Annotated in this window: 23 protein-coding genes; 16 read left to right on the forward strand and 7 right to left on the reverse strand. The window is 34.4% G+C overall.

The genetic code is table 11. The features are described from left to right. Positions 1 to 115: 115 nt before the first annotated feature. Positions 116 to 1,840, forward strand: a complete 1,725-nt coding sequence (locus BLV91_RS09615; RefSeq protein ID WP_091432309.1) for a M14 family metallopeptidase — start codon at positions 116 to 118, stop codon at positions 1,838 to 1,840. Positions 1,841 to 1,956: 116 nt separating this feature from the next. On the opposite strand, the gene BLV91_RS09620 is transcribed toward BLV91_RS09615, so the two are convergent. Continuing rightward, on the reverse strand, positions 1,957 to 2,571 hold the full coding sequence (locus tag BLV91_RS09620; RefSeq protein WP_091432312.1) for an NUDIX hydrolase: 615 nt from the start codon (positions 2,569 to 2,571) through the stop codon (positions 1,957 to 1,959). A 7-nt stretch (positions 2,572 to 2,578) separates the two neighbouring features. On the opposite strand from BLV91_RS09620, the gene pyrE reads away from it, so the two are divergent. After that, positions 2,579 to 3,223: an orotate phosphoribosyltransferase gene (gene pyrE / locus BLV91_RS09625; protein ID WP_091432316.1), complete on the forward strand. Its 645-nt coding sequence runs from the start codon at positions 2,579 to 2,581 to the stop codon at positions 3,221 to 3,223. Between the two features lie 53 nt (positions 3,224 to 3,276). Then, positions 3,277 to 3,669 carry an SRPBCC family protein gene (locus BLV91_RS09630; protein ID WP_091432319.1) on the forward strand — a complete coding sequence of 131 codons (393 nt, stop codon included), beginning with the start codon at positions 3,277 to 3,279 and terminating at the stop codon, positions 3,667 to 3,669. Positions 3,670 to 3,736: 67 nt separating this feature from the next. Here BLV91_RS09630 and BLV91_RS09635 read toward each other — a convergent pair whose 3' ends face one another. Next, positions 3,737 to 4,465, reverse strand: coding sequence for a biotin--[acetyl-CoA-carboxylase] ligase (locus tag BLV91_RS09635; RefSeq protein WP_091432322.1), 729 nt, complete (start codon positions 4,463 to 4,465; stop codon positions 3,737 to 3,739). 94 nt (positions 4,466 to 4,559) lie between these two features. Between BLV91_RS09635 and rsfS the strand changes: the two genes are divergently transcribed. The 7 genes from rsfS to BLV91_RS09670 all read left to right on the forward strand — a co-directional run bounded on the left by rsfS (position 4,560) and on the right by BLV91_RS09670 (position 10,132). Further along, positions 4,560 to 4,931, forward strand: coding sequence for a ribosome silencing factor (gene rsfS / locus BLV91_RS09640; RefSeq protein ID WP_091432325.1), 372 nt, complete (start codon positions 4,560 to 4,562; stop codon positions 4,929 to 4,931). Positions 4,932 to 4,945: 14 nt separating this feature from the next. Next, positions 4,946 to 6,871, forward strand: a complete 1,926-nt coding sequence (ftsH, locus tag BLV91_RS09645) for an ATP-dependent zinc metalloprotease FtsH (protein ID WP_091432329.1) — start codon at positions 4,946 to 4,948, stop codon at positions 6,869 to 6,871. A gap of 114 nt (positions 6,872 to 6,985) precedes the next feature. Continuing rightward, entirely contained in the window at positions 6,986 to 7,588 is a 603-nt protein-coding gene (locus BLV91_RS09650) for a lactate utilization protein B/C (protein WP_091432331.1), read from the forward strand. A 1-nt stretch (position 7,589) separates the two neighbouring features. Further along, on the forward strand, positions 7,590 to 8,435 hold the full coding sequence (locus BLV91_RS09655; protein WP_091432334.1) for a phosphatidate cytidylyltransferase: 846 nt from the start codon (positions 7,590 to 7,592) through the stop codon (positions 8,433 to 8,435). Then, a complete protein-coding gene (locus tag BLV91_RS09660; protein WP_091432338.1) occupies positions 8,425 to 9,078 on the forward strand; it encodes a phosphatidylserine decarboxylase family protein in 654 nt (217 codons plus the stop codon). The genes BLV91_RS09655 and BLV91_RS09660 overlap by 11 nt, the downstream gene beginning before the upstream one ends. Beyond that, positions 9,078 to 9,347, forward strand: a complete 270-nt coding sequence (locus BLV91_RS09665; RefSeq protein WP_091432341.1) for an acyl-CoA-binding protein — start codon at positions 9,078 to 9,080, stop codon at positions 9,345 to 9,347. The genes BLV91_RS09660 and BLV91_RS09665 overlap by 1 nt, the downstream gene beginning before the upstream one ends. An 8-nt stretch (positions 9,348 to 9,355) precedes the next feature. Next, positions 9,356 to 10,132, forward strand: a complete 777-nt coding sequence (locus tag BLV91_RS09670; RefSeq protein WP_091432344.1) for a superoxide dismutase — start codon at positions 9,356 to 9,358, stop codon at positions 10,130 to 10,132. 90 nt (positions 10,133 to 10,222) lie between these two features. On the opposite strand, the gene BLV91_RS09675 is transcribed toward BLV91_RS09670, so the two are convergent. Then, a complete protein-coding gene (locus BLV91_RS09675; RefSeq protein WP_091432346.1) occupies positions 10,223 to 12,091 on the reverse strand; it encodes an alpha-amylase family protein in 1,869 nt (622 codons plus the stop codon). 329 nt (positions 12,092 to 12,420) lie between these two features. Here BLV91_RS09675 and BLV91_RS09680 point away from each other — a divergent pair, with 329 nt between their 5' ends. From BLV91_RS09680 to hemN, 6 genes are all read left to right on the forward strand, one after another. Further along, on the forward strand, positions 12,421 to 14,019 hold the full coding sequence (locus BLV91_RS09680; protein ID WP_091432350.1) for an OstA-like protein: 1,599 nt from the start codon (positions 12,421 to 12,423) through the stop codon (positions 14,017 to 14,019). A 190-nt stretch (positions 14,020 to 14,209) separates the two neighbouring features. Continuing rightward, on the forward strand, positions 14,210 to 15,403 hold the full coding sequence (locus BLV91_RS09685) for an aspartate aminotransferase family protein (RefSeq protein ID WP_091432353.1): 1,194 nt from the start codon (positions 14,210 to 14,212) through the stop codon (positions 15,401 to 15,403). 134 nt (positions 15,404 to 15,537) lie between these two features. After that, complete coding sequence (locus tag BLV91_RS09690; RefSeq protein WP_091432356.1) at positions 15,538 to 16,935, forward strand: tetratricopeptide repeat protein; 1,398 nt, start codon at positions 15,538 to 15,540, stop codon at positions 16,933 to 16,935. Then, positions 16,935 to 17,690, forward strand: coding sequence for a shikimate dehydrogenase family protein (locus tag BLV91_RS09695; RefSeq protein ID WP_091432359.1), 756 nt, complete (start codon positions 16,935 to 16,937; stop codon positions 17,688 to 17,690). Before BLV91_RS09690 ends, BLV91_RS09695 begins: the two co-directional genes overlap by 1 nt. Positions 17,691 to 18,083: 393 nt before the next feature. Further along, positions 18,084 to 20,108, forward strand: coding sequence for a DUF349 domain-containing protein (locus BLV91_RS09700; RefSeq protein WP_091432362.1), 2,025 nt, complete (start codon positions 18,084 to 18,086; stop codon positions 20,106 to 20,108). 142 nt (positions 20,109 to 20,250) lie between these two features. Next, positions 20,251 to 21,615, forward strand: a complete 1,365-nt coding sequence (gene hemN, locus BLV91_RS09705) for an oxygen-independent coproporphyrinogen III oxidase (protein ID WP_091432365.1) — start codon at positions 20,251 to 20,253, stop codon at positions 21,613 to 21,615. A 165-nt stretch (positions 21,616 to 21,780) separates the two neighbouring features. Here hemN and BLV91_RS09710 read toward each other — a convergent pair whose 3' ends face one another. From BLV91_RS09710 to ccoG, 4 genes are all read right to left on the reverse strand, one after another. Next, the gene (locus BLV91_RS09710) at positions 21,781 to 22,017 is read right to left on the reverse strand and encodes an HP1242/YdcH family protein (RefSeq protein ID WP_091432368.1); all 237 of its coding nucleotides are present in this window, start codon (positions 22,015 to 22,017) and stop codon (positions 21,781 to 21,783) included. Between the two features lie 37 nt (positions 22,018 to 22,054). Further along, entirely contained in the window at positions 22,055 to 22,756 is a 702-nt protein-coding gene (locus BLV91_RS09715) for a sulfite exporter TauE/SafE family protein (protein ID WP_091432371.1), read from the reverse strand. A 74-nt stretch (positions 22,757 to 22,830) separates the two neighbouring features. Then, positions 22,831 to 23,280, reverse strand: coding sequence for a FixH family protein (locus BLV91_RS09720; protein WP_091432374.1), 450 nt, complete (start codon positions 23,278 to 23,280; stop codon positions 22,831 to 22,833). Positions 23,281 to 23,324: 44 nt separating this feature from the next. Beyond that, positions 23,325 to 24,743, reverse strand: a complete 1,419-nt coding sequence (gene ccoG / locus BLV91_RS09725; RefSeq protein WP_091432377.1) for a cytochrome c oxidase accessory protein CcoG — start codon at positions 24,741 to 24,743, stop codon at positions 23,325 to 23,327. Positions 24,744 to 24,854: the final 111 nt, after the last annotated feature.

The following is a 24,854-nucleotide window of genomic DNA, read 5'->3' on the forward strand; positions in this document are numbered from 1 at the left end:
CAGTTTTTAGAATTCTGTCCCAGTTTTCATTTCTAGAATTACTACCCTTGAGATTGCATTTGATATTGACGTAAAAAAAATATTATATTTGACATAGCCCAAAAACAACTTATATATGAGATCTTTTACTATTGCTTTACTACTTTTTTCAACACTAATTTTTGCTCAAAAAGACACTAATTACAATACTATTTTCGAAAAAGGAAACGGCAATCAATCGGCAACATATCAGGAAACGATTGCTTACTACTCCCTTTTGTCCAAAGATTTTCCTTCGATAAAAATCCAAGAAATGGGATTGACAGATAGCGGAGAACAACTACATCTCGTACTATTTGATCCCGATAAAAATTTTAATACACAGCAAAAAAACAAAGCCGTACTACTAATCAATAATGGTATCCACCCTGGCGAGCCAGATGGAATTGACGCCACGATGCAGCTATTTAGAGATTTGGCTTTAGCCAAAGTAAAAATCCCAAAAAACACCATTATAGCAACCATTCCAGTATATAACATTGGTGGTGCCTTAAATCGGAATTCGACCACGAGAGCGAATCAGGATGGCCCTGAGCATTACGGATTCAGGGGCAATGCCAGAAATTATGATTTGAATCGTGATTTTATCAAAGCAGATACTAGAAACACCAAAAGCTTTTATGCAATTTTTCAGCAGCTGAATCCTGATGTATTTATTGACAATCATGTAAGCAATGGCGCCGATTATCAATATAAAATCACCTACATCATGACTCAGCAAAACCAGCTAGGAAATGTATTAGGTACTTATTTAGACACTAAAATGATGCCTGCAATAGTTGATGGACTAAGACTCAAAAATATAGAAAGCACCCCCTATGTAAATGCATTTAGCGAAACTCCCGACAATGGTTTTGCACAGTTTTTTGACAGCCCTAGATATTCTACAGGATACACTTCCCTATTCAACACAATTGGATTTGTTGTAGAAACTCATATGCTAAAGAAATATGCAGATCGCGTAAAAGCTACTTACGAATACATGCTGGCAACAATGGATTACACCGATGCAAACTTCAAAAAAATAAAAGAACTACGATTACAAAACGAGTTACAATACGCACCTAAGAATTCCTACACTATTAAATGGGAAATTGACACCACAAAAGTGACTCCTTTCTCATTTTTGGGATTTGAGGCGGGACATAAACCAAGTGAAGCAACGACAGGAAATAGGCTGTATTATGACAGAACCAAACCTTTCAAAAAAGACATCGCTTATCTAAAAGAATACAAGTCAGTAAAAGAAATTACGATCCCAGAAGCATACATTATTCCGAAAGCATTTTGGAACGTTATCGATCTTCTTAAAAGCAATAATTTAAACTACTCACAACTTAAAAAAGACACGCTTATTGAAGTCGAAAGTTACAAGATTAACGACTACAAAACAGGCGGCTCAGCTTTTGAAGGTCATTACATTCACAGAGACACAAAAGTGAGCGTAAACAAGACCAAGGTCGCTTTCGCAAAAGGGGATTACGTCTTTCCCACCACTCAAAAAGGGGTGAAATACCTATTAGAAACTCTAGAGCCACAAGGAGTAGACTCTTTCTTTAATTGGAATTTTTTCGATACTATGCTGCAACAAAAAGAAGGCTATTCTGAATATGTTTTTGAGGATACTGCAGCCCAATTACTAAAAGACAGCCCAAAACTTAGAAGTGAATTAGAACGAAAAAAGACAACTGATACTGCTTTTGCAAAAAGTCCCGAAGCGCAATTGGATTGGATTTACAAAAATTCGGTTTATTATGAAAAAGCACACTTGCAATATCCCGTTTACAGATTGATGCAATAAAATAATTCAGCCACCAAAAGCTTTTTTTCTTCTAATTTACCTTCTAATAGCACACAAAAAATAGGGATAACCTCATTATGAGATTATCCCTATTTTATTGTCGTAACAGTTTAAAATTACATTTTATCAGGATGAATACTTTTTTCTTCATCAAACAATAATTTAATGTTCTCGTAAGAATTTTTTAACGCCTCTGGTATCTGATCTGGGCTAAACCAAGCCACTTTTTCTATTCCTTCCTCCAATTGACCTTGAGGTATTCCTTCAAAATCAGACTGCATTTCGAACCAATGTGTTATTTTCAATTTAAAAACTCCATTGCGTTTAAAAACATGATAGGTTTTTTGCAACTTACTCGTAATACGTAATAAGTTTACGCCAGTTTCCTCTTCAACTTCACGCATTGCAGTGCCTTCAATATCCTCTCCTTTTTCGGTTCCTCCCTTAGGTAAGTCCCATTTTCCATTCCTAAAAATGAATAAAACCTCCCCTTTTTTATTGTACACCAAGCCTCCTCCAGCCTTATTGACTGGAATTTTGGTTTTCAAGGTCTTCATAATCTCCTTTTCATCAGGGTGATACAGATAGGCCTTTTGAATTTTATTTTGAAAAATTTTGACTATAAGTTGCTTTATATCAATACTTTCCAATAGAAATAATTGAAAATCTGTTTCTTTTGATATTTTATTTGTCAAAAAAAGTGGTTTGTCGTTAACAAAAACTTTATACATTTGTAGTATGATTTTTAATAAAGATACTGCCGAAAAAACAGCCGAATTGCTTTTGCAAATAAATGCAATTAAATTGAATCCAGGAAATCCTTTTACATGGGCTTCTGGATGGAAGTCACCTATTTATTGTGATAACCGCTTAATCCTCTCATTTCCACCCATAAGAAACTATGTCAGAGATGAATTTTCTAAAAATATTGAAAAACAATTTGGAAAGCCAGATGTTATCGCCGGTGTTGCCACTGGAGCGATAGGAATTGGAATGCTAGTTGCCGAAAGTTTAGGATTGCCATTCGTATATGTACGGCCAGAAGCTAAAAAACACGGCCGACTAAATCAAGTGGAAGGTTTTTTGCAAAAAGGACAAAATGTAGTTGTTGTCGAAGATTTGATAAGCACGGGAAACAGCAGCTTACTTGCTGTTGAAGCCTTACGTGCAGCTGGAGCAAATATAAAAGGAATGGCTGCCATATTCACCTACGGGTTTGATGTAGCAGATCAGAATTTTAAAAATGCAAAAGTGGATTTATATACTTTGAGTAATTACCAAAATTTATTGAATTTGGCTGTAGCCAAAAGTTATATCTCTGAAAAAGAAGAAAAAACTTTAAGAGAATGGAGCGTAAGCCCATCTACATGGGATATCGTTTAAGATCTTTTCTTTTTGACGATATAAAACAAATTGAAGTAAAAAAATAAATTTATATGAACTTAGAAAGTCCAAAAGTTGCAGTTGGGAAATCAGCGCAAGAATTATTCGATTTGTTGACAGATGTTAAAAATTTCGAAAGACTAATGCCGGAAAATATCGCTAAATTTGAAGTTATCGGTGATGATGCTTTTATTTTTGGTTTAAAGGGTATGCCCGAAATAAAATTAAAAATGAAGGAAAAAGTAGCTCCAAACAAAGTAGTTTTGGGTGCTGCCAGTGACAAACTTCCATTCACACTAATAGCTAACATTGATGCCGTTTCTGATCAGTCAAGTGCAGTTAAACTTGATTTTGAAGGTGATTTCAATCCTATGATGGCGATGATGATAAAAGGACCAATCGGTAAGTTTATCGAAACATTGGCTAACAATATGGGAAAACTATAAATCCCACATAAAAGTTAAAAAAAGTGTTTAAGACTTGAAATCGTTTCAATTCTTAAACACTTTTTTATTAGTACAGCATTTGCACTTCTTTGATACTATATTCAGAAATACTATCATCTTCTAATTGAACTTGAAGTTTTCCATAAGAAGAAACTCCCTGAATAATTCCCATGAAGTTTTGGTTTGAATTATCTTTAAAAGCCATAGGAATTCCCTTCTTGAATAGTTTATTAGTGTACTCCAACCATAAGGAAGCAGCATCACTATTCATAATGGCAATGTTTTGTTTTATTTTTTTTACAATCTCGTTAAGTATCTTCTCTTTATCAAACTGCGATTCACAAATCACAGCCAATGACGACGCTTTTGGCAAATTTTCAAAGTTTATTTGATTAACATTTATCCCCAAACCCACAATAGAATGGACAGTTCCGTCACTTTTGATGCTGTTTTCTATCAAAATGCCACCAATTTTAAAATTATATGACATAATGTCGTTTGGCCATTTAATCATTAAACTAGGAATATAAAATGTTTCCAAGGCTTCAATAACAGCAAGAGCAACGCTAATATTAAGTTTAAAAATCTGATTTACATCTGACAAAGAATCTTTAATAAAAACACTCATTGTTAGATTCTTACCCGCCTCAGAACCCCAAACGGCACCCATTTGCCCTTTCCCTTTCGTTTGATTTTCAGCAGTGACAATCGTAAAATTTTCTAGCTGTTGTTTGTTTGACAATCCTTTTAGAAATTCATTTGTCGAATCTATGGCATCGAGTTTGATTACTTTCATGCGTAATTATTTGTATAATGGAATTTAATATTATGTTAAGGTTCAAAAATAATCACAAAAAATGGTAACTTTACAAACTTATATAAAATAATTCATGGCAAAAAAGACTATAGATAATGATGCATTATTAGCAAACATTATTAAGGGAATCGAAGAAGTAAAAGGAAATGACATCGATATCCTCGACTTAAGAGAGATTGACACCGCAGTTTGCGACTATTTTGTTGTCTGCAACGGAAATTCAAACACTCAGGTTAACGCAATTGTTAACTCAATTCAAAAAACAGTTTCAAAAGAATTAAAAGACAAGCCTTGGCATGTTGAAGGTTCCGATAATGCGGAGTGGGTTCTTATGGATTATGTTAATATCGTAGTTCACGTTTTCCAAAAACAAATCAGAGAATATTACAACATTGAAAGTTTGTGGGGAGATGCAAAAATCACTACAATAGAAAACAAATACTAAAGAAAAAAACCAGAATGGCTAAAGATAATAATCCAACTCCTAATAAATTTAAAGTTAGTCCATGGCTAGTTTACACTGCCATCCTACTTATATTTTTATTTATCAGTTTCATAACTGGAAGTTCCAGTTTGCAAGAACCAGCACAATTAACTTCTTCTAAATTTAATGTCTTTTTAGAAAAGGGACAAATTGAAAGAGTAGTTGTGTACAACAAAACCGAAGCCGAAGTTTTTTTAAAACCAGAAGCTTTAAAAGCAAAAGAACATCAAAAAGTAGCGAAAGATCTTTTTGACAGACCCAACAAAGGTCCTCAGTATACTTTTGAGATTGGTAATGATGAACTTTTCCAAACCAAATTAGAAACAGCGGTTGCTGAAGGAAAATTAAAAGATTTTAATTTCTCTCAAAAAAGCAACTGGTCTGACATCTTAATTAGTTTACTACCAATAATAATTATCATTGGTGTTTGGATTTTTATCATGAGAAAAATGTCAGGTGGCGCTGGTGGCGGTGGCGGACAGATTTTCAACATTGGAAAATCTAAGGCGAAGCTTTTTGATGAGAAGACTGATGTTAAAACAACTTTTAAAGATGTTGCAGGTTTAGAAGGTGCTAAAGAAGAAATACAAGAAATTGTAGAGTTCCTAAAGAACCCAGAAAAATATACCAACCTTGGTGGAAAAATACCTAAAGGAGCTTTACTTGTAGGGCCTCCTGGAACAGGAAAAACCTTACTAGCAAAAGCAGTCGCTGGAGAAGCACAAGTACCATTTTTCTCATTATCAGGTTCTGATTTTGTTGAAATGTTTGTTGGTGTGGGTGCATCAAGAGTACGAGATTTGTTTAAACAAGCTAAAGAAAAGTCACCTGCAATCATTTTCATTGATGAAATTGACGCTGTAGGTAGAGCTAGAGGAAAAAGCAATATGTCAGGCGGTAATGACGAAAGAGAGAACACTCTTAATCAATTACTTACCGAGATGGATGGTTTTGGAACTAACTCTAATGTAATTGTATTAGCCGCTACAAACAGAGCAGATGTTCTGGATAAAGCATTAATGCGTGCAGGTCGTTTTGACAGACAAATTTTTGTAGACTTACCAGATATTCGTGAGCGTGCAGAAATCTTCAAAGTACACTTAGCTCCATTGAAAAAAGTAGAAGGCCTAGATTTAGAATTTTTAGCAAAACAAACTCCTGGATTTTCAGGGGCTGATATTGCAAATGTTTGTAATGAAGCTGCTTTAATTGCTGCTAGATACAATAAGACAGCAGTAGACAAGCAAGATTTCTTAGACGCTGTTGATAGAATCGTAGGTGGATTAGAAAAGAAAAATAAAATTGTAACGCCTGGCGAAAAAAGAGCCATTGCCATCCACGAAGCGGGTCACGCAACGGTAAGTTGGATGTTAGAACATGCAGCACCATTAATTAAAGTGACGATAGTTCCTAGAGGGCAAAGTCTAGGTGCAGCATGGTATTTGCCAGAAGAGCGCTTAATTGTGCGAACTGACCAAATGCTAGACGAAATGTGCGCAACAATGGGCGGTAGAGCAGCTGAAAAAGTAACTTTTAACAGAATTTCAACTGGAGCATTAAGCGATTTAGAAAAAGTTACCAAACAAGCTCGTGCGATGGTTACTGTTTACGGTTTAAATGACAAGATAGGAAATGTTACTTATTATGATTCAACTGGGCAAAGCGAATATAATTTCTCAAAACCTTATTCTGAAGAAACTGCTAAAATTATCGACAAAGAAATTTCATTACTAATTGAAAGTCAATACGAAAGAGCAATTAAAATTTTGGAAGAAAACAAAGATAAACTGAATCAACTTGCAGATATCCTAATTGAAAAAGAAGTTATCTTTAAAGATGATTTAGAAGCAATTTTCGGAAAAAGAACTTTTGATAAAAATCTCGAAGAGGTAGTATCATAAATAATACATCAAATTTAATTATTTTTAAAATCTTAATTCAAAATCAGCTTTTGAATTAAGATTTTTTTATCTTTGACCGTTTCCTAATTAACATATAAAGCACCTTAACAACATATGAGTCTTTTCAGAAAAATTTTTGGTTCTAGTATTTCGCCTTCAGATGAAGATAAAGAGAAAGAAAATAGTAAATATTTTACTGATACTGATATGTCTATAGATGAACAATTCATCTATAATTTCAAAAGGAATGGTGGTAAATTTTTATATTGTGAAAACATTGAAGAAGTAAAAGAACAATTCGAAAATATCCTGCAAGAAAACGACTGGTATGAAAGTAACGTATTATGTTACGAGCCTAAACTTTTCAGTATATTAGATGAAAACAAACTGAGCTACGAAAAGTCAGCAAATCCAAAATTCCTTTTTTCATATTGTGAAAATCTAATTGCGGAAGAGGGCTCTATTTTATTTTCGTCAAACCAAATAAAGCAGCTAAAACCACACGACTTGCCCGTCAACATTGTTGTTGTCGCGAGGACTAGCCAAATTCTTGCTGCTAAAAGTGATGGCCTAACTTCAATAAGAAAGAAATACGAAAGGGATTATCCTACAAACATTACTGCAATAAAATATTTTGAAAAAGCAAAGGAAGAAGACTTTACCCAATACGGTAGTTCGGCCAAAAACCTTTATTTGCTTTTGTTAGAAGATCTTTAACATGAATGAAACCCTTAAGAGATCTATTTCTGGTGCTGTTTATATTATTTTATTAATATTTTCAATACTCTTTTCAACCGAAAGCTTTTTTATACTCTTCGGTGTATTTCTTCTCATTGCAACAATTGAATTTTGTAATTTAATCGAAATTGCAAGAGTCATTCCCTTTATTGTGGCCAGTGCCACCTATCTGCTTTTTTACGAAATATCTATTGCTACAGAAGGATACTTGTATCTTTTACGATTTAGTAAAACATTTGACCAGATTGTACTTGGTTTCACTCTTATCGTATTTATAAAATGCATCCATTTTCTTTTTGACAATAAAATCGTCAAGATTGATTCCTTTTCAAAGTACGTATATCTTATTGGTTACATCATACTCCCTTTTGCCATCATGACAAAGATTCCATTTGGAGTTAGCGGTTACAACCCTAAAATCCTTATCAGCATCTTTATTCTAATATGGACAAATGACACCTTTGCCTATATCGTTGGGAAGTCTATTGGAAAAACAAAATTATTTGAAAGAATATCACCTAAGAAAACCGTTGAAGGATTTTTTGGTGGGGTATTATTTTCAGTAATTGCTAGTTATTTAGTTTCAAAATATTACATTGAGATTGCCGAAGGAAAAATCTTTATATGGATCATAATCGCCGTAATTGTTGGCGTCTTTGGAACTATAGGGGATTTAATCGAGTCAAAATTCAAACGAATTGCCGAGGTAAAAGACAGCGGAAAAATAATGCCCGGCCACGGAGGTATACTAGATCGACTAGATAGTGTTATATTTGTAGCACCAATTGTATTTTTATTTTATCAAATTTTAAATTATGTTTCATAAAGAAGGAGCCAAAACTATTTTACTAGGCGTAGCTTTTACAGCCATTGTACTTTTACTGTCTGACAGACTAATCGACATTTTTTGGCTTAAAAAAGCTTTGCAAATTAGTGCATTTTTGATCTTGATTATTATTCTGCAATTTTTCAGAAATCCAAAAAGAAAAGTACTGCTTAATGAAAATCAAATACTAGCTCCGGTAGACGGAAAAGTAGTTGTTATTGAAGAAGTATACGAAGGAGAGTTTTTTAAAGAAAAACGTTTACAGGTTTCCATTTTTATGTCGCCTATAAACGTACATGTTACCCGCTATCCAATGAGCGGAATCATAAAATTCAGCAAATACCACCCAGGTAAATTTTTGGTGGCATGGCATCCTAAAGCAAGTGAAGAAAACGAAAGAACTACAATAGTTGTTGAAAACAACACTTTTGGAGCAATTTTGTACAGACAAATTGCAGGTGCTTTAGCAAGAAGAATTGTAAACTACGCGGAAGAAGGTATGCAAGTCGTACAAGGAACAGATGCTGGTTTCATTAAATTTGGATCTAGAGTAGACCTTTTTCTACCTTTAGGAACTCCAATTAGTGTAGTGCTGAACCAAAAAGCAATTGGAGGAAAAACTATAATTGCAACAAAAGAGTAATGAATGCAAAAGACTTGGACATTAGGTTTCAAGAAGCAGTAAAAATCGCTTCCGAAATGACTCAAGCATCTTTACCACAAGATGTTCAGCTACGCCTTTATGCCTATTACAAACAAGCCACTTTTGGTACCTTAGAACCAAGACAAACTTCAACGTATCATTTAAGAGATGCTTTTAAAACCAATGCTTGGATGCAGATTAGTCATCTTTCTGCTGAAGAAGCAAAAGAACAATACATAGAAATCATCAATTCCCTAGTGGAAAAATAATACAACTAATGAAAAGATTTAATTTATTACTGACGAGCCTACTATTAATTACTATTTTAGTTTCTTGTAATAACAAAAAACTGACAGAAGTCGTAGAGGTTCCTTTACCAACTGCACAAGAGAAAGTGTCAATTGGATATCCTGATGACGTAAAGGCAAATAACGGTTCATTTCAACTGGAAAAATTACCGTATGCATATGATGCATTAGCGCCAACGGTTTCTCCTTTAACCTTACAAATGCATTATTCTAAACATTATCTGACTTATACAAATAATCTAAATAATGCTATTGCTGGAACTGAATTTGAAAATCAATCAATAGAAGACATCTTAGCCCATTTAGATATAAATAATACCGATTTAAGAAACAATGCCGGAGGTTACTACAACCATTCTCTATATTGGAAATCAATGGCTCCAAACGCAGGAGGCGCACCCAAAGACACAATAGCTTCTGCTATTTCAAGAGATTTTGGATCTTATGAAAACTTTGTGACTGCTTTTAAAAGCGAGGCTACAAAACAGTTTGCTTCTTCTTGGGTATTTTTAATTGTCGATAAATCAGGGAAATTAAAAGTGACCAGTAGCGAGAATCAAGATAACCCCTTGATGAAAAACGCATTGATTCCAGGAAAACCAATCTTAGCACTCGACTTATGGGAACATGCTTATTATTTGGGATACCAGTACAGAAGAAGAACTTATATTGAATCTTTTTTCAACGTAATCAATTGGCAAAAAGTAGGCGAAAATTACGAGGCTGCCTTGAGAAGAAAATATTAGTTTAGATATAAAAATTAAATGCTGATGCAGAACTATTATGTTTGCATCAGCATTTTTATTTAAACCTCTTTCGCCATTAGGCTAAATCATTTACAGTTGAAAAATAAATGATTCCGAAGGTGCAATCGTAATTTGTACTTTGCCCTCCCCGTTTACAACTTCTAATTGAGGTTTAGCTGTCTCATACAATTGATCCGTAATAGTATAGCTACCGTCCTTCAAATTCCATTTTTGAATTATATCAGATGGTATCTTAAGTTCGAAAGAACTAGTACTAATCCATGAAAAATTTGTAACAATAATTAGCTTTTGAGTAGTTGACCATCTTGTGTATGCATAAATCCCTGGATCAAAACCTGCCGTAGACTGACGGTTAATTGTTTGAATTTCTTCAAATTTACCCATTAATGCTGAACTACTAATAGAGAAATTAAGCAGCCTTTTATAGAAATCACGAAGTTCCTTTTCCTCTTTCGTTAGTAATCCGCCATCAAACTTACCATTATTCACCCATCGTTGATGATTTGGTACACCTATATAATCAAAAATTGAAGTTCTGGAATGCGTACCGAATCCTGCATTTTCATTAGCGGCCTCCCCTACTTCTTGCCCAAAATAAACCATTGTTGGCGATGTACTAATCGTAGTTGAAACAACCATTAAAGGTTTTCCTTTTTCAGCTGTACCTGCAAATTCAGGACTCGCTAAACGTTGTTCGTCATGGTTATCTAGAAAATGCAACATATGATGCTCGATATCTTCCATTCCTTTTTGAATGTCAGAAAGCCCATCAGGCAAAGATCTTCCCTGAATAACATCCTTTAACTTATCATAAGTTTCTACCTTGTCATATAAATAATCCATTTTCCCTAATCGAATATAATTGCGGTACTCTTGAGGATTGTACACTTCGGCCAATAAGAACGCGTCAGGATTCTTCATTTTTACGGCTGAATTCATAAAGCTCCAAAATTCATAAGGAACCATCTCAGCCATATCATATCTGAAACCGTCAACTCCTTTATCTGTCCAATACAAAGCAATATCACGGAATTTTATCCAAGAAGAAGGAACGCTTTTGCCTTTCCAAAATTCGAAATGCTCTTGGTATGATTTTGTATCATAGCCTACTGGAAGTTCTGGAAAATCCTTAGAACCGTCAGGACGAACACCGTAGTTCACTTTTACGGTTTCATACCAGTCATTTTTGTCTGGTTTTGCCATTCTAGACCCATTTCCTGTCCATTTTGCTGGAATTTCTTGAAATTTACCATCGCTAAGCGGAGTAACTTCTCCATTCAAAGGTTTTACTGTGTCTGGAACCTCAAATTGAGAATTAGGAATGTAATAGAAATTATTGTCTCTTTTATATTCAACTGTAACATCATCATCAGCACCAAAATCCCTTACGCCTTCAGGATTACTTTTCCCCTCGTACTTGCGTGCAATGTGGTTGGGCACAATATCAATCAACAATTTTAGTCCTGCATCATGAGTTCTCGCTATCAAAGCATCAAATTCTTGTAAACGATTTGCTGGATCAACCGCTAAATCTGGGTTTACATTATAATAATCTTTTACAGCATATGGTGAACCTGCTCTTCCTTTTACGATATCAGGATCGTCATTAGACACTCCAATTGCTTCATAATCCCGAATCAAAGCATGATGCGGAACTCCGGTATACCAGATATAAGTAACGCCTAAGTCTTTAATTTCCTGCAGCGCTTTATCCGTAAAATCATTAAACTTACCTACTCCATTTTCTTCAATGGTTCCCCAAGGTTTATTATTTGTGTTTGTATTCCCAAATAAACGGGTAAACACTTGGTATACCACTTCTTTCTTCTCTGTGGCAATTTCTTTCTTTTCTTCAGTCATTTTTAAATCTTTCGTTTTGCAAGCCGCAGACAGAAGTACTACGCTTATCCCTAATACAAGGGCTTTCTTTTTTATCATTCCTTTAAATATTAACAGCTAAACAACTATTCAAATTCATTTCAGCCAAAATGAATTACTTGAATAATCAGTTTTTAAATTTACTGTAATTTTTAAAACTACGCCAAATTCATTTTTCCATTAATCAAAAATGGGAATTTAAAACTTCACTACAACGAAAGAGTACCATTATTTGTTAATAACTTGTAACTCGTATAAAAACCGCATCTAAATACAATATCCATCAACTTATAAATAAATGCTAATATGGATAAGGATTGTTTCCTTTTTCATAAATTTGACAAAAAATAAATCCATTGAAGAAATCCCTGTTTTTCATCTGTTGTTGTTTGGCAATATTAAGTTCAAAACCCATTTTGGCGCAAGCAGCAAAAAAAATCGTTGTAGAGCATTCTGATTATGCAGATGTCAATCAAGTTGAGATGCCTGATGCCTTTTTACTCACGGGAAATGTACGCGTTAGTCACGATGGAGTGGTTCTTACCTGCAACAAGGCTTATTATTTTCAAAAAGAAAATTATATCAAAGCATTTGGGAATGTGCAATTAGTTCAAGGTGACACTTTATACTTAAACAGCAAGTATGCCGAGTATAACGGAAATGTAAAAAAAGCATTTGCAGCCGGAGATGCTTTTATGAGTTCACCCGATGCTACTTTGGCAACAGATACCATTAATTTTGACCGAAATGTACAAGAAGCCTATTACAGTTCGCCAGGAACTATAATCAATAAAGAAAACACTTTAAAAAGTAAGTCGGGGAAATATTATGTAGCTCAAAAAAAGTTCCAGTTCCTGACAGCAGTTACTATTACAAATCCAAACTATGTGATAAAATCAAATCATTTGGATTATTATAGTAATTCTGGTCATAGTTATCTTTTTGGTCCTTCAACAATCACAAGTAAGACCAATTATATCTATACCGAAAAAGGGTTTTATGACACTAAAAAAAACCTAGCACATTTTCTTAGGAAGTCATACATAAAATACGAAGACCGACTGATTGAAGGAGATAGTTTATATTATGATCGAAATAAAGAATTTGCTTCTGCCACCCGAAATGTAAAAATAACGGATTCCGTAAATCGCGCAATTGTTAAGGGGCATTATGCCGAAATATACAAAAAACAAGACTCGATGTTTGTTACCAAAAGAGCTGTTGCTGTAAACTTTGTTCAAAACGACTCGGTTTATATTCATGGTAAAAGGCTTATGGTTACCGGAAAGGAAAATAACCGAATTATTCGCGCCTACAACAATGTACGTTTCTACAAAACGGACATGAGCGGAAAATGTGATTCGATACATTCCAGTTCAAAAACTGCCATAACGAAACTTATTGGCAACCCAATACTGTGGAATGGCGAAAGCCAAATTACTGGAGATATAATGCACCTTATAGGGAATAACAATACTCAAAAGCTCGATTCGTTGAAAGTCCTAAACAATACCTTCCTCGTCTCAAAAGACACCTTGGGCACTGGATATAATCAGGTAAAAGGTCTCAACCTCTTTGGTAAATTTGAAGAGGGAAAACTACATGATGTGGATATTGTCAAAAATGCAGAAGTGGTCTATTTTATGCGCAACGATACGAATGAACTTATTGGAATCAACAAAAACGTAAGCAGTAAGATCAACTTAATTTTTGAAGATAGTGCCATAGAAACCATCACTTTTTATAATCAGGTTGACGGTGATATATATCCCGACAAAGACCTGCCAGAAAATGCCCGAAAACTCCGTGGCCTAGTGTGGCGAGGGGACGAAAGGATAAAGTCTAAAGACGATATTTTCTCAGATGAAGACAATGAACTCAATGACAAAATGATTGAAGCAGGAAAAAAAGAGGATGCAAAGGAAAATGTCCCGATGAAGATCAGGAAAGAAACTTTGAATTACGATAAGAAGAAAAAGACCAAGTAATCAATGGTCAGTTTCTTTTAGTGATCAGTCCCTGTTTAAATATAATTATTTATGCGGTTTGCACCATATAATAATTCAAGATTAAGGGAAGTCAGCAGCTATAAAAATGCGTCACGAAAAATAATACATTATAAAACTCAGCAAATTTAGCGGAAAAAATAGCGCTATTTGCGGTTAAATACATAAAAAAGTGAATAACGATTTCATAAAATACCAGGCACAAACTTCACCCCATCCATTGGGAATGGAAGTTTCCTACGCTATGGGTTCTTACATATACGACACAAATAATAAAAAATACTTGGATTTTGTAGCGGGAGTTTCTGCTTGTACACTTGGTCATCAGCCAGCAAGGGTAAACCAAGCCATCAAGGACCAGTTGGACAAATATTCGCATGTGATGGTTTACGGCGAATATTCACAAAGTCCTGCAGTTGAATATTGCAAACTATTAGCCTCTCTCCTACCCAAACCTTTAGACAAAACCTACTTGGTAAACTCAGGTACTGAAGCTATAGAAGGTGCTTTAAAATTAGCACGACGCGTTACTGGTCGTAGCCAATTGATTTCTTGCAACAATGCCTACCATGGAAACACGATGGGATCTATGAGTGTAATGGGATTTGAGGAACGCAAGCAGATATTTAGACCATTAATCCCTGATGTAGATTTTATCACTTTCAATAACGAAGCCGACTTAGATAAAATAACAACAAAAACGGCTGCAATCCTACTAGAAACTATTCAGGGAGGAGCTGGCTTTATACAACCAGAAAACGGTTTTCTTACAAAAGTACGAGAACGTTGCACAGAAGTTGGCGCTCTTTTAATCTTGGACGAAATCCAACCTGGTTTTGGAAGAACGGGAAAACTATTTGGTTTCCAAAACTATGATATTGTACCAGACGTTGTTGTTATGGGTAAAGGAATGGGAGGCGGAATGCCTGTTGGTGCTTTTACAGCTTCATCTGCTATGATGGACTTATTGAGTGACAACCCAAAGCTAGGTCATATCACTACATTTGGCGGTCATCCTGTCATAGCGGCAGCATGTTTGGCCACTTTGAAGGAAATTACTGAAACCCCTTTGATGTCAAGCGCTTTAGAAAAAGAAAAACTATTTAGATCTCTTTTGGTACACCCTTTGATACAAGAAGTTCGAGGAAAAGGGTTAATGCTGGCCGCAATGACAAAAAGCGCAGCAATAACAAATGAAGTGATATTGAAATGTCAAGACAAAGGACTTATTTTATTTTGGTTACTTTTTGAAGGATGTGCGATAAGAATTACGCCGCCACTTACGATTTCTGAAGAAGAAATACGAGAAGGTTGCGCAATAATGTTGGAAGTAATGAATGAAATCCTAGTGTCGATTGAAAATTAATTGGCTTAAAATAACTACAATAGATACATCAATTCCTTTTTGTTAATTAAATTGTTCACAACAATTCTAATTTTCCTCCACAGCAACAGTAAGGATGCCTAATTTTAAATAGGCCAAATTCAAAAAAATAAAGTATGCAATTAAGCAACGAAGAAGAAGACTATAACTTATCTCTTTCAAAATTTGAGTCTATGTTGAAAACCAACAAAGTTCTCTTTTTTGATTCCGAAGAATTTGAAGAAATTATACTTCATTATCTCGATATGGGTAAGGCCGCTTTGGCAAAAAAAGCACTTAAATTAGCGTTGGATCAGCACCCAAAATCAACAGGTTTGAAATTGGTTCAGGTTGAAATGCTAGTTTTTGATGACAAATTGGATATAGCCGAGAGGTTACTCAATGAGCTATATGCCATCGAACCTACGAATGAGGAAATTTTCATTCAGAAAGCAAATATTTACTCGAAAAGAGACCAGCATGAAAAGGCAGTTGAATTTCTAAAAACCGCCTTGGAATATACAGATGACTATGCCGATGTGTATAACTTAATAGGTATGGAATATCTCTTTATGGATAATCTAGAAATGGCAAAACAGAATTTCATCAAGTGTCTGGAAGAAGATTTTGATGATCAATCTGCATTGTATAATGTGGTGTATTGCTTCGAATTTTTAGATCAAAATTTAGATGCGATCGCTTATTTGAACAAATACATCGATAAAAACCCGTACAGCGAAATCGCTTGGCATCAAATGGGACGTTTGTATTATGGGGTTAAAGATTATGAGAATGCAATCCGTGCATTTGATTATGCAACGCTTATCGATGATGAATTCCTTGGTGCTTTCATGGAAAAGGCTAAAGCATTTGAACGATTAAACAAATATGACGAAGCGATTGAAAGCTATAAAAGAACCATCGAATTAGACGATGCAACTAGCTATGCTTTACTTCGAATAGGAAAATGTTACGAAAAACTGGGTAATAAAATTCAGGCAATAAAATACTATAACGATACGGTTCATGAAGATCCACTTTTAGATAAAGGTTGGATTGCTATTACCGATTTCTATGTCCGTCAAAAGGACTTTCAGAAAGCCTTGTTTTATGTAAACAAAGCTTTGGCGATAGACAATCAAAATCGTCTCTACTGGAAACGTTACGCCAGCATAAACAAACAAATGAACTTCTTTGAAGAAGCCGAATTTGGTTATAGAAAGGCAGTGGAATTTGGTGATCATAGCTTAGACACCTGGTTGTTTTGGGTAGACACCCTTCAATTTTTAGGAGAATTTGAGAGCGCGATACAAACTTTATTGCAAGCCTCTGAATATTTCCCTGAAGAAAACGAAGTGGAATACCGATTGGCTGGATTGTATTTTATGATTCAAGATAATACTAAAGCAAAATTCCATTTGAGTAATGCTTTGCGTTTAAACTTTGACAACTATATCCTTCTCGAGGATATGTTTCCAGTGGTTTGGAAAAAGAAAATGGTACAAAATTACATTGCAAAACATAAGAAAGAGTAATGACTGAGATCGCAAAAAAACGCTATGGTTTATTGGGTAAGGATATTGGATATTCTTTCTCGAAGGGGTATTTTACTGAAAAATTCAATAATGAAAACTATAGCGGTTGCAGCTATGAGAATTTCGATATACCAGAAATAGCGCAATTCACAAAAATCACAAAAGACGTTGACAACTCAGGTCTTAAAGGAATAAATGTTACCATTCCGTATAAGGAAGCAGTCATTCCTTATCTAGATAAGCTATCTAAGAAAGCGGCAAAAATTGGCGCGGTCAACACCATTACAGTTAGTAAAAAAGGGAAATTAAAAGGTTACAATACGGATTATTACGGCTTCCAAAAAGCATTAGAACCGTTGCTGCAAGCCCATCATAAAAAGGCCTTGATTCTAGGAACGGGAGGCGCTTCTAAAGGAGTTGCTTTTGCTTTAGAAGAATTGGGTATATTGTACACTTTTGTCTCAAGAGAAGCAAAGGAAAACGCAATAGATTATAGCCAGATTAACGCAACTACATTTGCTAATTACCATATCATAATTAACAGCTCCCCAGTAGGAACAAGTCCTAACGTTGATGCGTTTCCACAACTGCCTTATCAGTTTTTTACTGAAAAGCACATCGCATTTGACTTAATTTACAATCCTGCTGAAACTCAATTCCTAAAGAAAGCCAAAGAGCAAGGAGCCCAAATCAAAAACGGATTGGAGATGCTCGTTTTTCAAGCAGAGAAAGCATGGGAAATTTGGAATAAATAAAACCAAACTACAATAATAAATATCGAAGCTTCCAACCTTTCAAAAGTTGGAAGCTTTTTATTTTAAAAAATAGTCTCAAAACGAATTCTTAGGTTAACTGCCTTAGATTTAGTTCTTGCTACCACTCCCTTCAGCTGTGAATTGTAAGTTAAAAACTCATTATTTATGAAAGTCTAAATTACAACCAACTGATTTTTAGCCCTGATAGCAGCGGCATCCTTTTTTGCGTCTCCTTTTGGAGGCAAAAAAGATACAGCGAATAGCAGGAAATTGCTTCAAAAAAAACAAAATTTTAACATAAAACGGCTCTAAATAAACGATTTATTTTGTAATTCAATACTCCTTCACTATCTTTCGGATTCGATTAAAGTAGAAACCTTAAACATTTCAATAATGTTAGAAGAAAAGAATGATAACCTGCAAGAAGCAGATGGAAATTTAACGACTGATTCAATTGAATCAACTCAAGACGATTCAACAATTGCGGAAATGCCGTCAATTACAGAGACTTCAAAACCTGAAATCACTGAAGCTGAAGCCAATGACACCCCTGTTTCAACAGAAGAGGAAGCTACAGAAACTGTTGCTGCAATTGAAAATCAAAATCAAAAAGCATTAAACTCAATTGATGATTCAAATGCAGAGGAAAGCGAAGACGAAACCTTAAAGGAGCGTCATGAGATTCCGATGCAAGATTATGATACTTTATCAATGGAGGCGCTTGTGGATGAGCTAGATGCTTTAATTTCTACAGGAAAAGTAATGTCAATCAAAGAGCATGTCGAAGAGATCAAAAAAGCATTTTTAGCAAAATACAATCACTTTATCGAAGAGAAAAAAGAAGAATACCATACTGAAAACCCTGATGCAACGGAAGATTTTCAATATCACTCTCCTTTAAAAACAAAATTTGACCAAGTTTATTCTCTTTTTAGAGATAATAGAAATACCCATTTCAAGAGTTTACAAACTAACTTGAAAACTAATTTAGAAAATAGATTAGCTATTGTTGAGGAATTGAAAGAACTAATTAATCCCCAGGAAAACATCAAGGATACCTTAAAGCATTTTAATGATTTAAGAGAACGATGGAAAAATGCAGGACCAATTCCAAAAGACAAATACAATCATGTCTGGAATAACTATCATTTTCATGTAGAGAACTTCTATGATTATTTGCATCTAGACAGAGAGGCCAGAGACCTAGACTTCAAACACAATCTGGAACAAAAACAAAAAATTGTTTCCCGTGTTGAGGAATTGATTAACGAGGCTGACGTAAATAAGGCTTTCAGAGAATTACAAGACTTACACAGAATCTGGAAAGAGGACATAGGACCAGTTTCAAGAGAAAATCGCGATATTATCTGGAACCAATTTAGTGATCTTACAAAACAAATGCACGATAAGCGCGAGGTTTTGTTTGAAAAATTAAGAGGTACTGAACTTGAAAATTTAGAAAAGAAAAAAGCAATTATTGCTGATATTGAAGTTTTGGCGACGGTAAAAGTAAATGCTCATTCCCAATGGCTTCAGCAAATTGAAAAAGTGGAAGCACTAAGAACCGCGTTCTTCTCTGCAGGTAAAGTACCTTCAGATGTAAACGAGGAAACTTGGGCTGCTTTTAAAACGGCTGTTAGAAACTTTAACTCTTTTAAAAACTCTTTCTACAAAGAAATTAAAAAAGAGCAAAATGAAAACTTAGCCAAGAAAAATGCTCTTGTTGCGAAAGCACAAGAACTACAAGAAAGCACTGATTTTGCAGTGACTACTCCTATCATGAAGCGAATTCAAGATGAGTGGAAACAAATAGGTCATGTACCAAGAAAATATTCTGATAAAATCTGGAAGGAATTCAAGGAGGCTTGTAATCATTATTTTGACAAATTAAAGGAACACAAGGACGAAGACAGTGCAGAAGAAATTGCTGCCTTTGACAATAAAAAATTATACCTTGATACTTTACGTGCTTACCAATTAACTGGAGATCACAAAACAGATTTAGATGCCATAAAACTACATATCGAAACTTGGAAAAACTTCGGAAAAGTTCCTTTCCCAAGAAGACATATTGAAGGGAAGTTCAATAAAATTCTTGACGCACTTTTTGACAAATTGAGTTTGAGCAAGAAAGATACTGACATGATTCGTTTCGCTAATAGAATGGACAGTCTTTCTGAAAATAACGACTCCAGAAAACTAGAGAATGAAAAGATTTTCATCATGCGTAAAATTGAAGAGGTTCGAAATGAAATTAATCAATTGGAGAATAACATTCAGTTTTTTACCAATACACGTAATGCAAAGAAAGAAAATTCGATTGTTCTAGAGGTTAGAAAAAATATAGCTATTCATAAAGAAAGCCTTGATACTTGGAAGGAAAAGCTAAAACAACTAAGGAATCTAAAACAAGAATAATTTTTTAAACTGATACATCATAAACCTCATTCTAGCGATAGAATGAGGTTTTTTTATGCCAAAAAAACATAAGAGCATGATAATTATCATTTTAACTTTTCATAAATACAGTTAATTTTGATTATTGAAAAATCTATATCTTATGAAAAATTCGTTGATTCAAAAATACAATGTTCCTGGACCAAGATATACCAGTTATCCCACTGTGCCTTACTGGAATGAAGCCGATTTTTTATATCAAAATTGGATAGATAGCTTAAAGAAAACTTTTGTTGAAACCAATTCGAAAGAAGGCATCAGTCTCTACATTCACCTGCCATTTTGTGAAAGTCTTTGCACTTTTTGTGGTTGCAACAAGCGCATCACTAAAAATCATAGTGTAGAGCACCCCTACATTGCAGCTGTTTTAAAAGAATGGATATTATACTGTAAGATATTAGGCGAAAAGCCACAAATAAAGGAAATTCATTTAGGTGGAGGAACTCCGACTTTTTTCTCTCCAAAAAACCTGGAGGATTTAATAAATGGCATTTTTTGCTATGCCACCAAAGCCAAAGATTATGAATTCAGCTTTGAAGGTCATCCTAACAACACTACGCACGAACATTTAAAAAAACTGTACGATTTGGGTTTCAGGAGAGTTAGTTTTGGCGTTCAAGATTATTCCGAAAAAGTACAAAAAGCAATCCATCGAGAACAACCGTTTCATAATGTGGCAAAAGTCACGTTTTGGGCCAGAGAAATTGGTTATACTTCCATAGGTCATGATATTATTTTTGGACTCCCTTTCCAAGAGATAGAAGATGTCATAGACACTATAGAAAAAACAAAATCGCTCCAACCAGACCGCTTGGCTTTTTATAGCTACGCTCATGTTCCATGGATAAAAGGTAATGGTCAACGTGGCTTTAAGGACGATGATATCCCTAAAGACCTAGAGAAAAAAATGCTGTACCAGATAGGCAAAGAGTTATTGCTTGATAACGGCTATTATGAAGTAGGAATGGATCATTTTGCATTAGAAACCGATAGTCTCTACGACGCTTTTAAAAATGGTGAATTACATCGTAATTTTATGGGATATAGTTCCTCAAAAACGCAATTAATGATAGGACTAGGAGTTTCTTCCATTAGCGACAGTTGGTACAGTTTTGCACAAAACGAAAAGAATATTGAAGATTATTACCAAGTATTAGAATGGGACAAGTTACCCATTTTCAGAGGCCATTTACTTACCGATGAAGACCTAGTCATTAGAAAACACATCCTGAATATTATGTGCCAATTTGAAACTTCATGGGAAAATAAACAGGATTATTTTGAAGAAATCCCTGAAGTACTGACTCAGTTACAAGAAATGGAAAAAGATGGACTTTTATTAATTGCGAACAACTCTATTCAGGTTACAGAAAGCGGCAAACCTCACATTCGTAATATCTGTATGGCATTTGACCTGCATTTAAAACGTAAAGCCCCAGAAACCGAACTGTTTTCCATGATAATATAGTAACCTCCTTATTAAGCAAGAAAGTAATTCTCTATTAAGTTAAAAATAAATAAAAATCGCAAATTCGCAAATTAATAATACTATTGCAGTATAACTAATTTGCTAATTTGCGGTAATTTTTTTAAATCAAACAAAGGATAATGATTCAATTAGAACCAACTGTGTTTATTCGTCCTTTGTTAAAATACCGTATAATTCATCTTTGATAAACAGCAACTTAGCTTTTAACTCATGGGCATGTTCATCAGTGACTACCTCAATATCAGTATTTACACGATGAATTTCGTGTTCTAATTCGTGGTATTCGTCAAAGAGCTTTCTAAAATGGGGATCTTCAACTTTAAATTTATGAATTTTTTCCTCGTATTCAGGAAACTCGTGTAATAAATCGTGTCTTTCCATGTTGATTGAATTTATATTAAAAATAATAACAAATAAATTAATGACAATTTGGGGTTTCCTGCACAAACAAACTCATATTAGAAGGGGAAACATACGGAATCCCTAAACCTAATCCTCTTAATATAAACAGCACCCCAATTAAAACAGCTACATACGGAATGACCTTTTGAATCCTATTTCGAACAGGAACAGTCAAAAAAGAATTGATATAGATTACGCTACTCATCATAGGAACGGTTCCTAATCCAAATAAAACCATATACAATACTCCCAAGCTTTCGCTTTGCATGGCAATCGCTCCAAACAAAGCTACATAAACCATCCCACATGGCAAAATTCCATTGAGTAAACCTATGATAAACAATGATTTATAACTTTTGTTTTTAAATTGACTCCCTAACGTTGATTTGATTTTAGAAATCAATTTAAACATTGGTTTTGAAAAATTGTACTTTGAAAATATATTCTCTGGAATCAAGATTACTGCAATCATGGCGACCCCAATGAAGATGGATAGTTTTTGCTGTACTCCAGCCATAAAAAATCCTTTCCCGACCAAACCAAAAATGAGACCAATAGTCCCATAAGCAGTTAATCTACCTAGATGGTAAGTTAAAATTTGAGTTACTTTTTTTGCAGGGTTATTTCTGTCTACAGGCAACATCATAGCAATAGGACCACACATCCCTATGCAATGAAAACTGCTTATTAAACCGAAAATAAACGCTGTATATAACATTTCTTAAAGTCTGAAAGTTGAAGTGCATAAAGCCAAACGGTGTACTTTATAGTACTGAAATTGTGACTTGAGTACTAATTAATATAAAAAGTATCCTTGGTCAAATATTGTTTTCCGTCGTACTGCCATTCCATATTAATGTCCCAGCGACCGCCTACCAAATTTGATTTAGGTATGAGCAAAGATGGATTAGATAACGAAATAGGAATTTCGAAGTCTAATTTTTTGTTAGACGGTCTATAAAGGGACACTTTTCCTTTTATTTTATTTGAAGTATAAGCCTCAGGAAAAACAATCGTAATTCCTTCAGCAGTCTGCTGTATAACTGGTTTTTTAGTTAAATTCTTTGCATTCTGAACTCTTTCCATTTCTTCTCCAAAAACAGCGTCATGCTTGTAATATTCCTCGACAACTAAATCATTATCATATTTTGGATTCACTTGTACTTTGATAACAAAATATAAAATGAAACCCATAAACAATGCAATTGCTATGACGATTCCGCCTCCCCAATTGATTTTCATAATCCTATTTTTTTAGAAGTTTTTAAACTTCATTTAACATTTCATCAATCAAAACTTCGTGGACTTAAAAAACTAGTAATACTCGTTTCTATTTTTTTATTTCCATCGTAAAGTTCAATTTTGAGTTTCGTTTTTTCACTCTGTAACAAATATTGATTTATTTCTATAAATAAAGTTCCGCTATTCATCCCCTGTTTAGGTACTGTAAGCGTTTGACTACCCACGACATTTAATGTCCCTTTTATCCCCACCAATTTAAAGTGAATGTCTTTAAAATCATTATTTGTTTTATTAATAATTTTATAAGTAAAAACATTACTAATATTATCTCCTTTATGCTGATAAAGCTGACCTGGTAATCGTAAAATAGTCGCCTCAACATCCGTACGCAAGAATAATAGTCCGATAAGAATTCCAACTAATATAGCTAAGATTGCGGTGTAGCCTTTCATTCTAGCTGTGAACTTGAACGGAGCTTTTTTCTCTATTTCGTCTTCAGACGCATATCGAATCAACCCTTTAGGCAGTCCTACACTTTCCATTATCACGTCACATTCATCAATACAAGCGGTGCAGTTAACACATTCTAATTGTGTTCCATTTCGAATATCAATTCCTGTTGGGCATACATTTACGCATTGTTTACAGTCAATACAATCCCCCTTTCCGGTACTTTCTCTATCTTCCTGCTTGTTAAACTTAGCTCTACCTGTTTCTTTTTCGCCACGAACAAAGTCATAAGCAACATTTATGGATTTATTGTCCAATAGAACACCTTGTAACCTTCCGTAAGGACAAGCAATAATACAAACCTGTTCTCTAAACCAAGCAAAAATAAAATAGAAAACTCCTGTAAAAATAGATAAAGCAATTAATGTACTCATATGAGTGGCTGGCCCATCTTCAATCATCCTAATCAATTCATCACTACTAATAAGGTAGGCTAGGAAAACATTAGCAATAACAAAAGATATTAACAGGAAAATAGTCCATTTAAACCCTTTCTTTCTAATCTTTTCGGAATTCCACTCCTGTTTTGACAGCCTAATTTGTGCCCCTCTGTCTCCTTCTATCCAGTATTCAATTCTACGAAAAACCATCTCTAAGAAAATAGTTTGTGGACAAATCCAACCGCAAAATATCCTCCCAAAAATAACTGTAAACAAGATAACAAATACCACTCCTACTATCATAAACAGTACGAAAATATAAAAATCTTGCGGCCAGAATGGAAATCCGAAAATATTAAATCGGCGTTCTAATATGTTAAACATCATGAACTGATTGCCATTCACCTTTATAAAAGGATTTGCAATCAGGATAATCAATAAAAAATAACTAACCCACTTTCTATATTCATAGAATTTACCCGAAGGTTTTTTAGGGAATATGAATTTTCTGTTTCCTTCTTCATCGATGGTACCAATGGTATCTCTAAATGCTTCGTCTGGTAATTTTGACATTTTACTTGATGTTTTTAAACATATAAATCATATTTGTTTTTTTTCAAAACCTTATAAGACAAATTAGAACATATAATGTATTAATAAAAATAGGCATAAATAGAAACTTAA

The organism is Flavobacterium degerlachei, from assembly GCF_900106645.1.
In the GTDB taxonomy this organism is placed as follows: domain Bacteria; phylum Bacteroidota; class Bacteroidia; order Flavobacteriales; family Flavobacteriaceae; genus Flavobacterium; species Flavobacterium degerlachei.

Excerpts from the sequence above, each read along its gene's own strand:
- BLV91_RS09635 (WP_091432322.1), bottom strand. The coding sequence starts at position 4,465 with ATGAAAGTAATCAAACTCGATGCCATAGATTCGACAAATGAATTTCTA.
- pyrE (WP_091432316.1), top strand. The coding sequence starts at position 2,579 with ATGATTTTTAATAAAGATACTGCCGAAAAAACAGCCGAATTGCTTTTG.
- BLV91_RS09620 (WP_091432312.1), bottom strand. The coding sequence starts at position 2,571 with ATGTATAAAGTTTTTGTTAACGACAAACCACTTTTTTTGACAAATAAA.
- ccoG (WP_091432377.1), bottom strand. The coding sequence starts at position 24,743 with ATGTCAAAATTACCAGACGAAGCATTTAGAGATACCATTGGTACCATC.
- BLV91_RS09655 (WP_091432334.1), top strand. The coding sequence starts at position 7,590 with ATGAATGAAACCCTTAAGAGATCTATTTCTGGTGCTGTTTATATTATT.
- BLV91_RS09615 (WP_091432309.1), top strand. The coding sequence starts at position 116 with ATGAGATCTTTTACTATTGCTTTACTACTTTTTTCAACACTAATTTTT.
- BLV91_RS09720 (WP_091432374.1), bottom strand. The coding sequence starts at position 23,280 with ATGAAAATCAATTGGGGAGGCGGAATCGTCATAGCAATTGCATTGTTT.
- BLV91_RS09650 (WP_091432331.1), top strand. The coding sequence starts at position 6,986 with ATGAGTCTTTTCAGAAAAATTTTTGGTTCTAGTATTTCGCCTTCAGAT.
- BLV91_RS09715 (WP_091432371.1), bottom strand. The coding sequence starts at position 22,756 with ATGTTATATACAGCGTTTATTTTCGGTTTAATAAGCAGTTTTCATTGC.
- BLV91_RS09695 (WP_091432359.1), top strand. The coding sequence starts at position 16,935 with ATGACTGAGATCGCAAAAAAACGCTATGGTTTATTGGGTAAGGATATT.
- ftsH (WP_091432329.1), top strand. The coding sequence starts at position 4,946 with ATGGCTAAAGATAATAATCCAACTCCTAATAAATTTAAAGTTAGTCCA.
- rsfS (WP_091432325.1), top strand. The coding sequence starts at position 4,560 with ATGGCAAAAAAGACTATAGATAATGATGCATTATTAGCAAACATTATT.
- BLV91_RS09675 (WP_091432346.1), bottom strand. The coding sequence starts at position 12,091 with ATGATAAAAAAGAAAGCCCTTGTATTAGGGATAAGCGTAGTACTTCTG.
- BLV91_RS09700 (WP_091432362.1), top strand. The coding sequence starts at position 18,084 with ATGTTAGAAGAAAAGAATGATAACCTGCAAGAAGCAGATGGAAATTTA.
- BLV91_RS09710 (WP_091432368.1), bottom strand. The coding sequence starts at position 22,017 with ATGGAAAGACACGATTTATTACACGAGTTTCCTGAATACGAGGAAAAA.
- BLV91_RS09670 (WP_091432344.1), top strand. The coding sequence starts at position 9,356 with ATGAAAAGATTTAATTTATTACTGACGAGCCTACTATTAATTACTATT.
- BLV91_RS09660 (WP_091432338.1), top strand. The coding sequence starts at position 8,425 with ATGTTTCATAAAGAAGGAGCCAAAACTATTTTACTAGGCGTAGCTTTT.
- BLV91_RS09665 (WP_091432341.1), top strand. The coding sequence starts at position 9,078 with ATGAATGCAAAAGACTTGGACATTAGGTTTCAAGAAGCAGTAAAAATC.
- hemN (WP_091432365.1), top strand. The coding sequence starts at position 20,251 with ATGAAAAATTCGTTGATTCAAAAATACAATGTTCCTGGACCAAGATAT.
- BLV91_RS09690 (WP_091432356.1), top strand. The coding sequence starts at position 15,538 with ATGCAATTAAGCAACGAAGAAGAAGACTATAACTTATCTCTTTCAAAA.
- BLV91_RS09630 (WP_091432319.1), top strand. The coding sequence starts at position 3,277 with ATGAACTTAGAAAGTCCAAAAGTTGCAGTTGGGAAATCAGCGCAAGAA.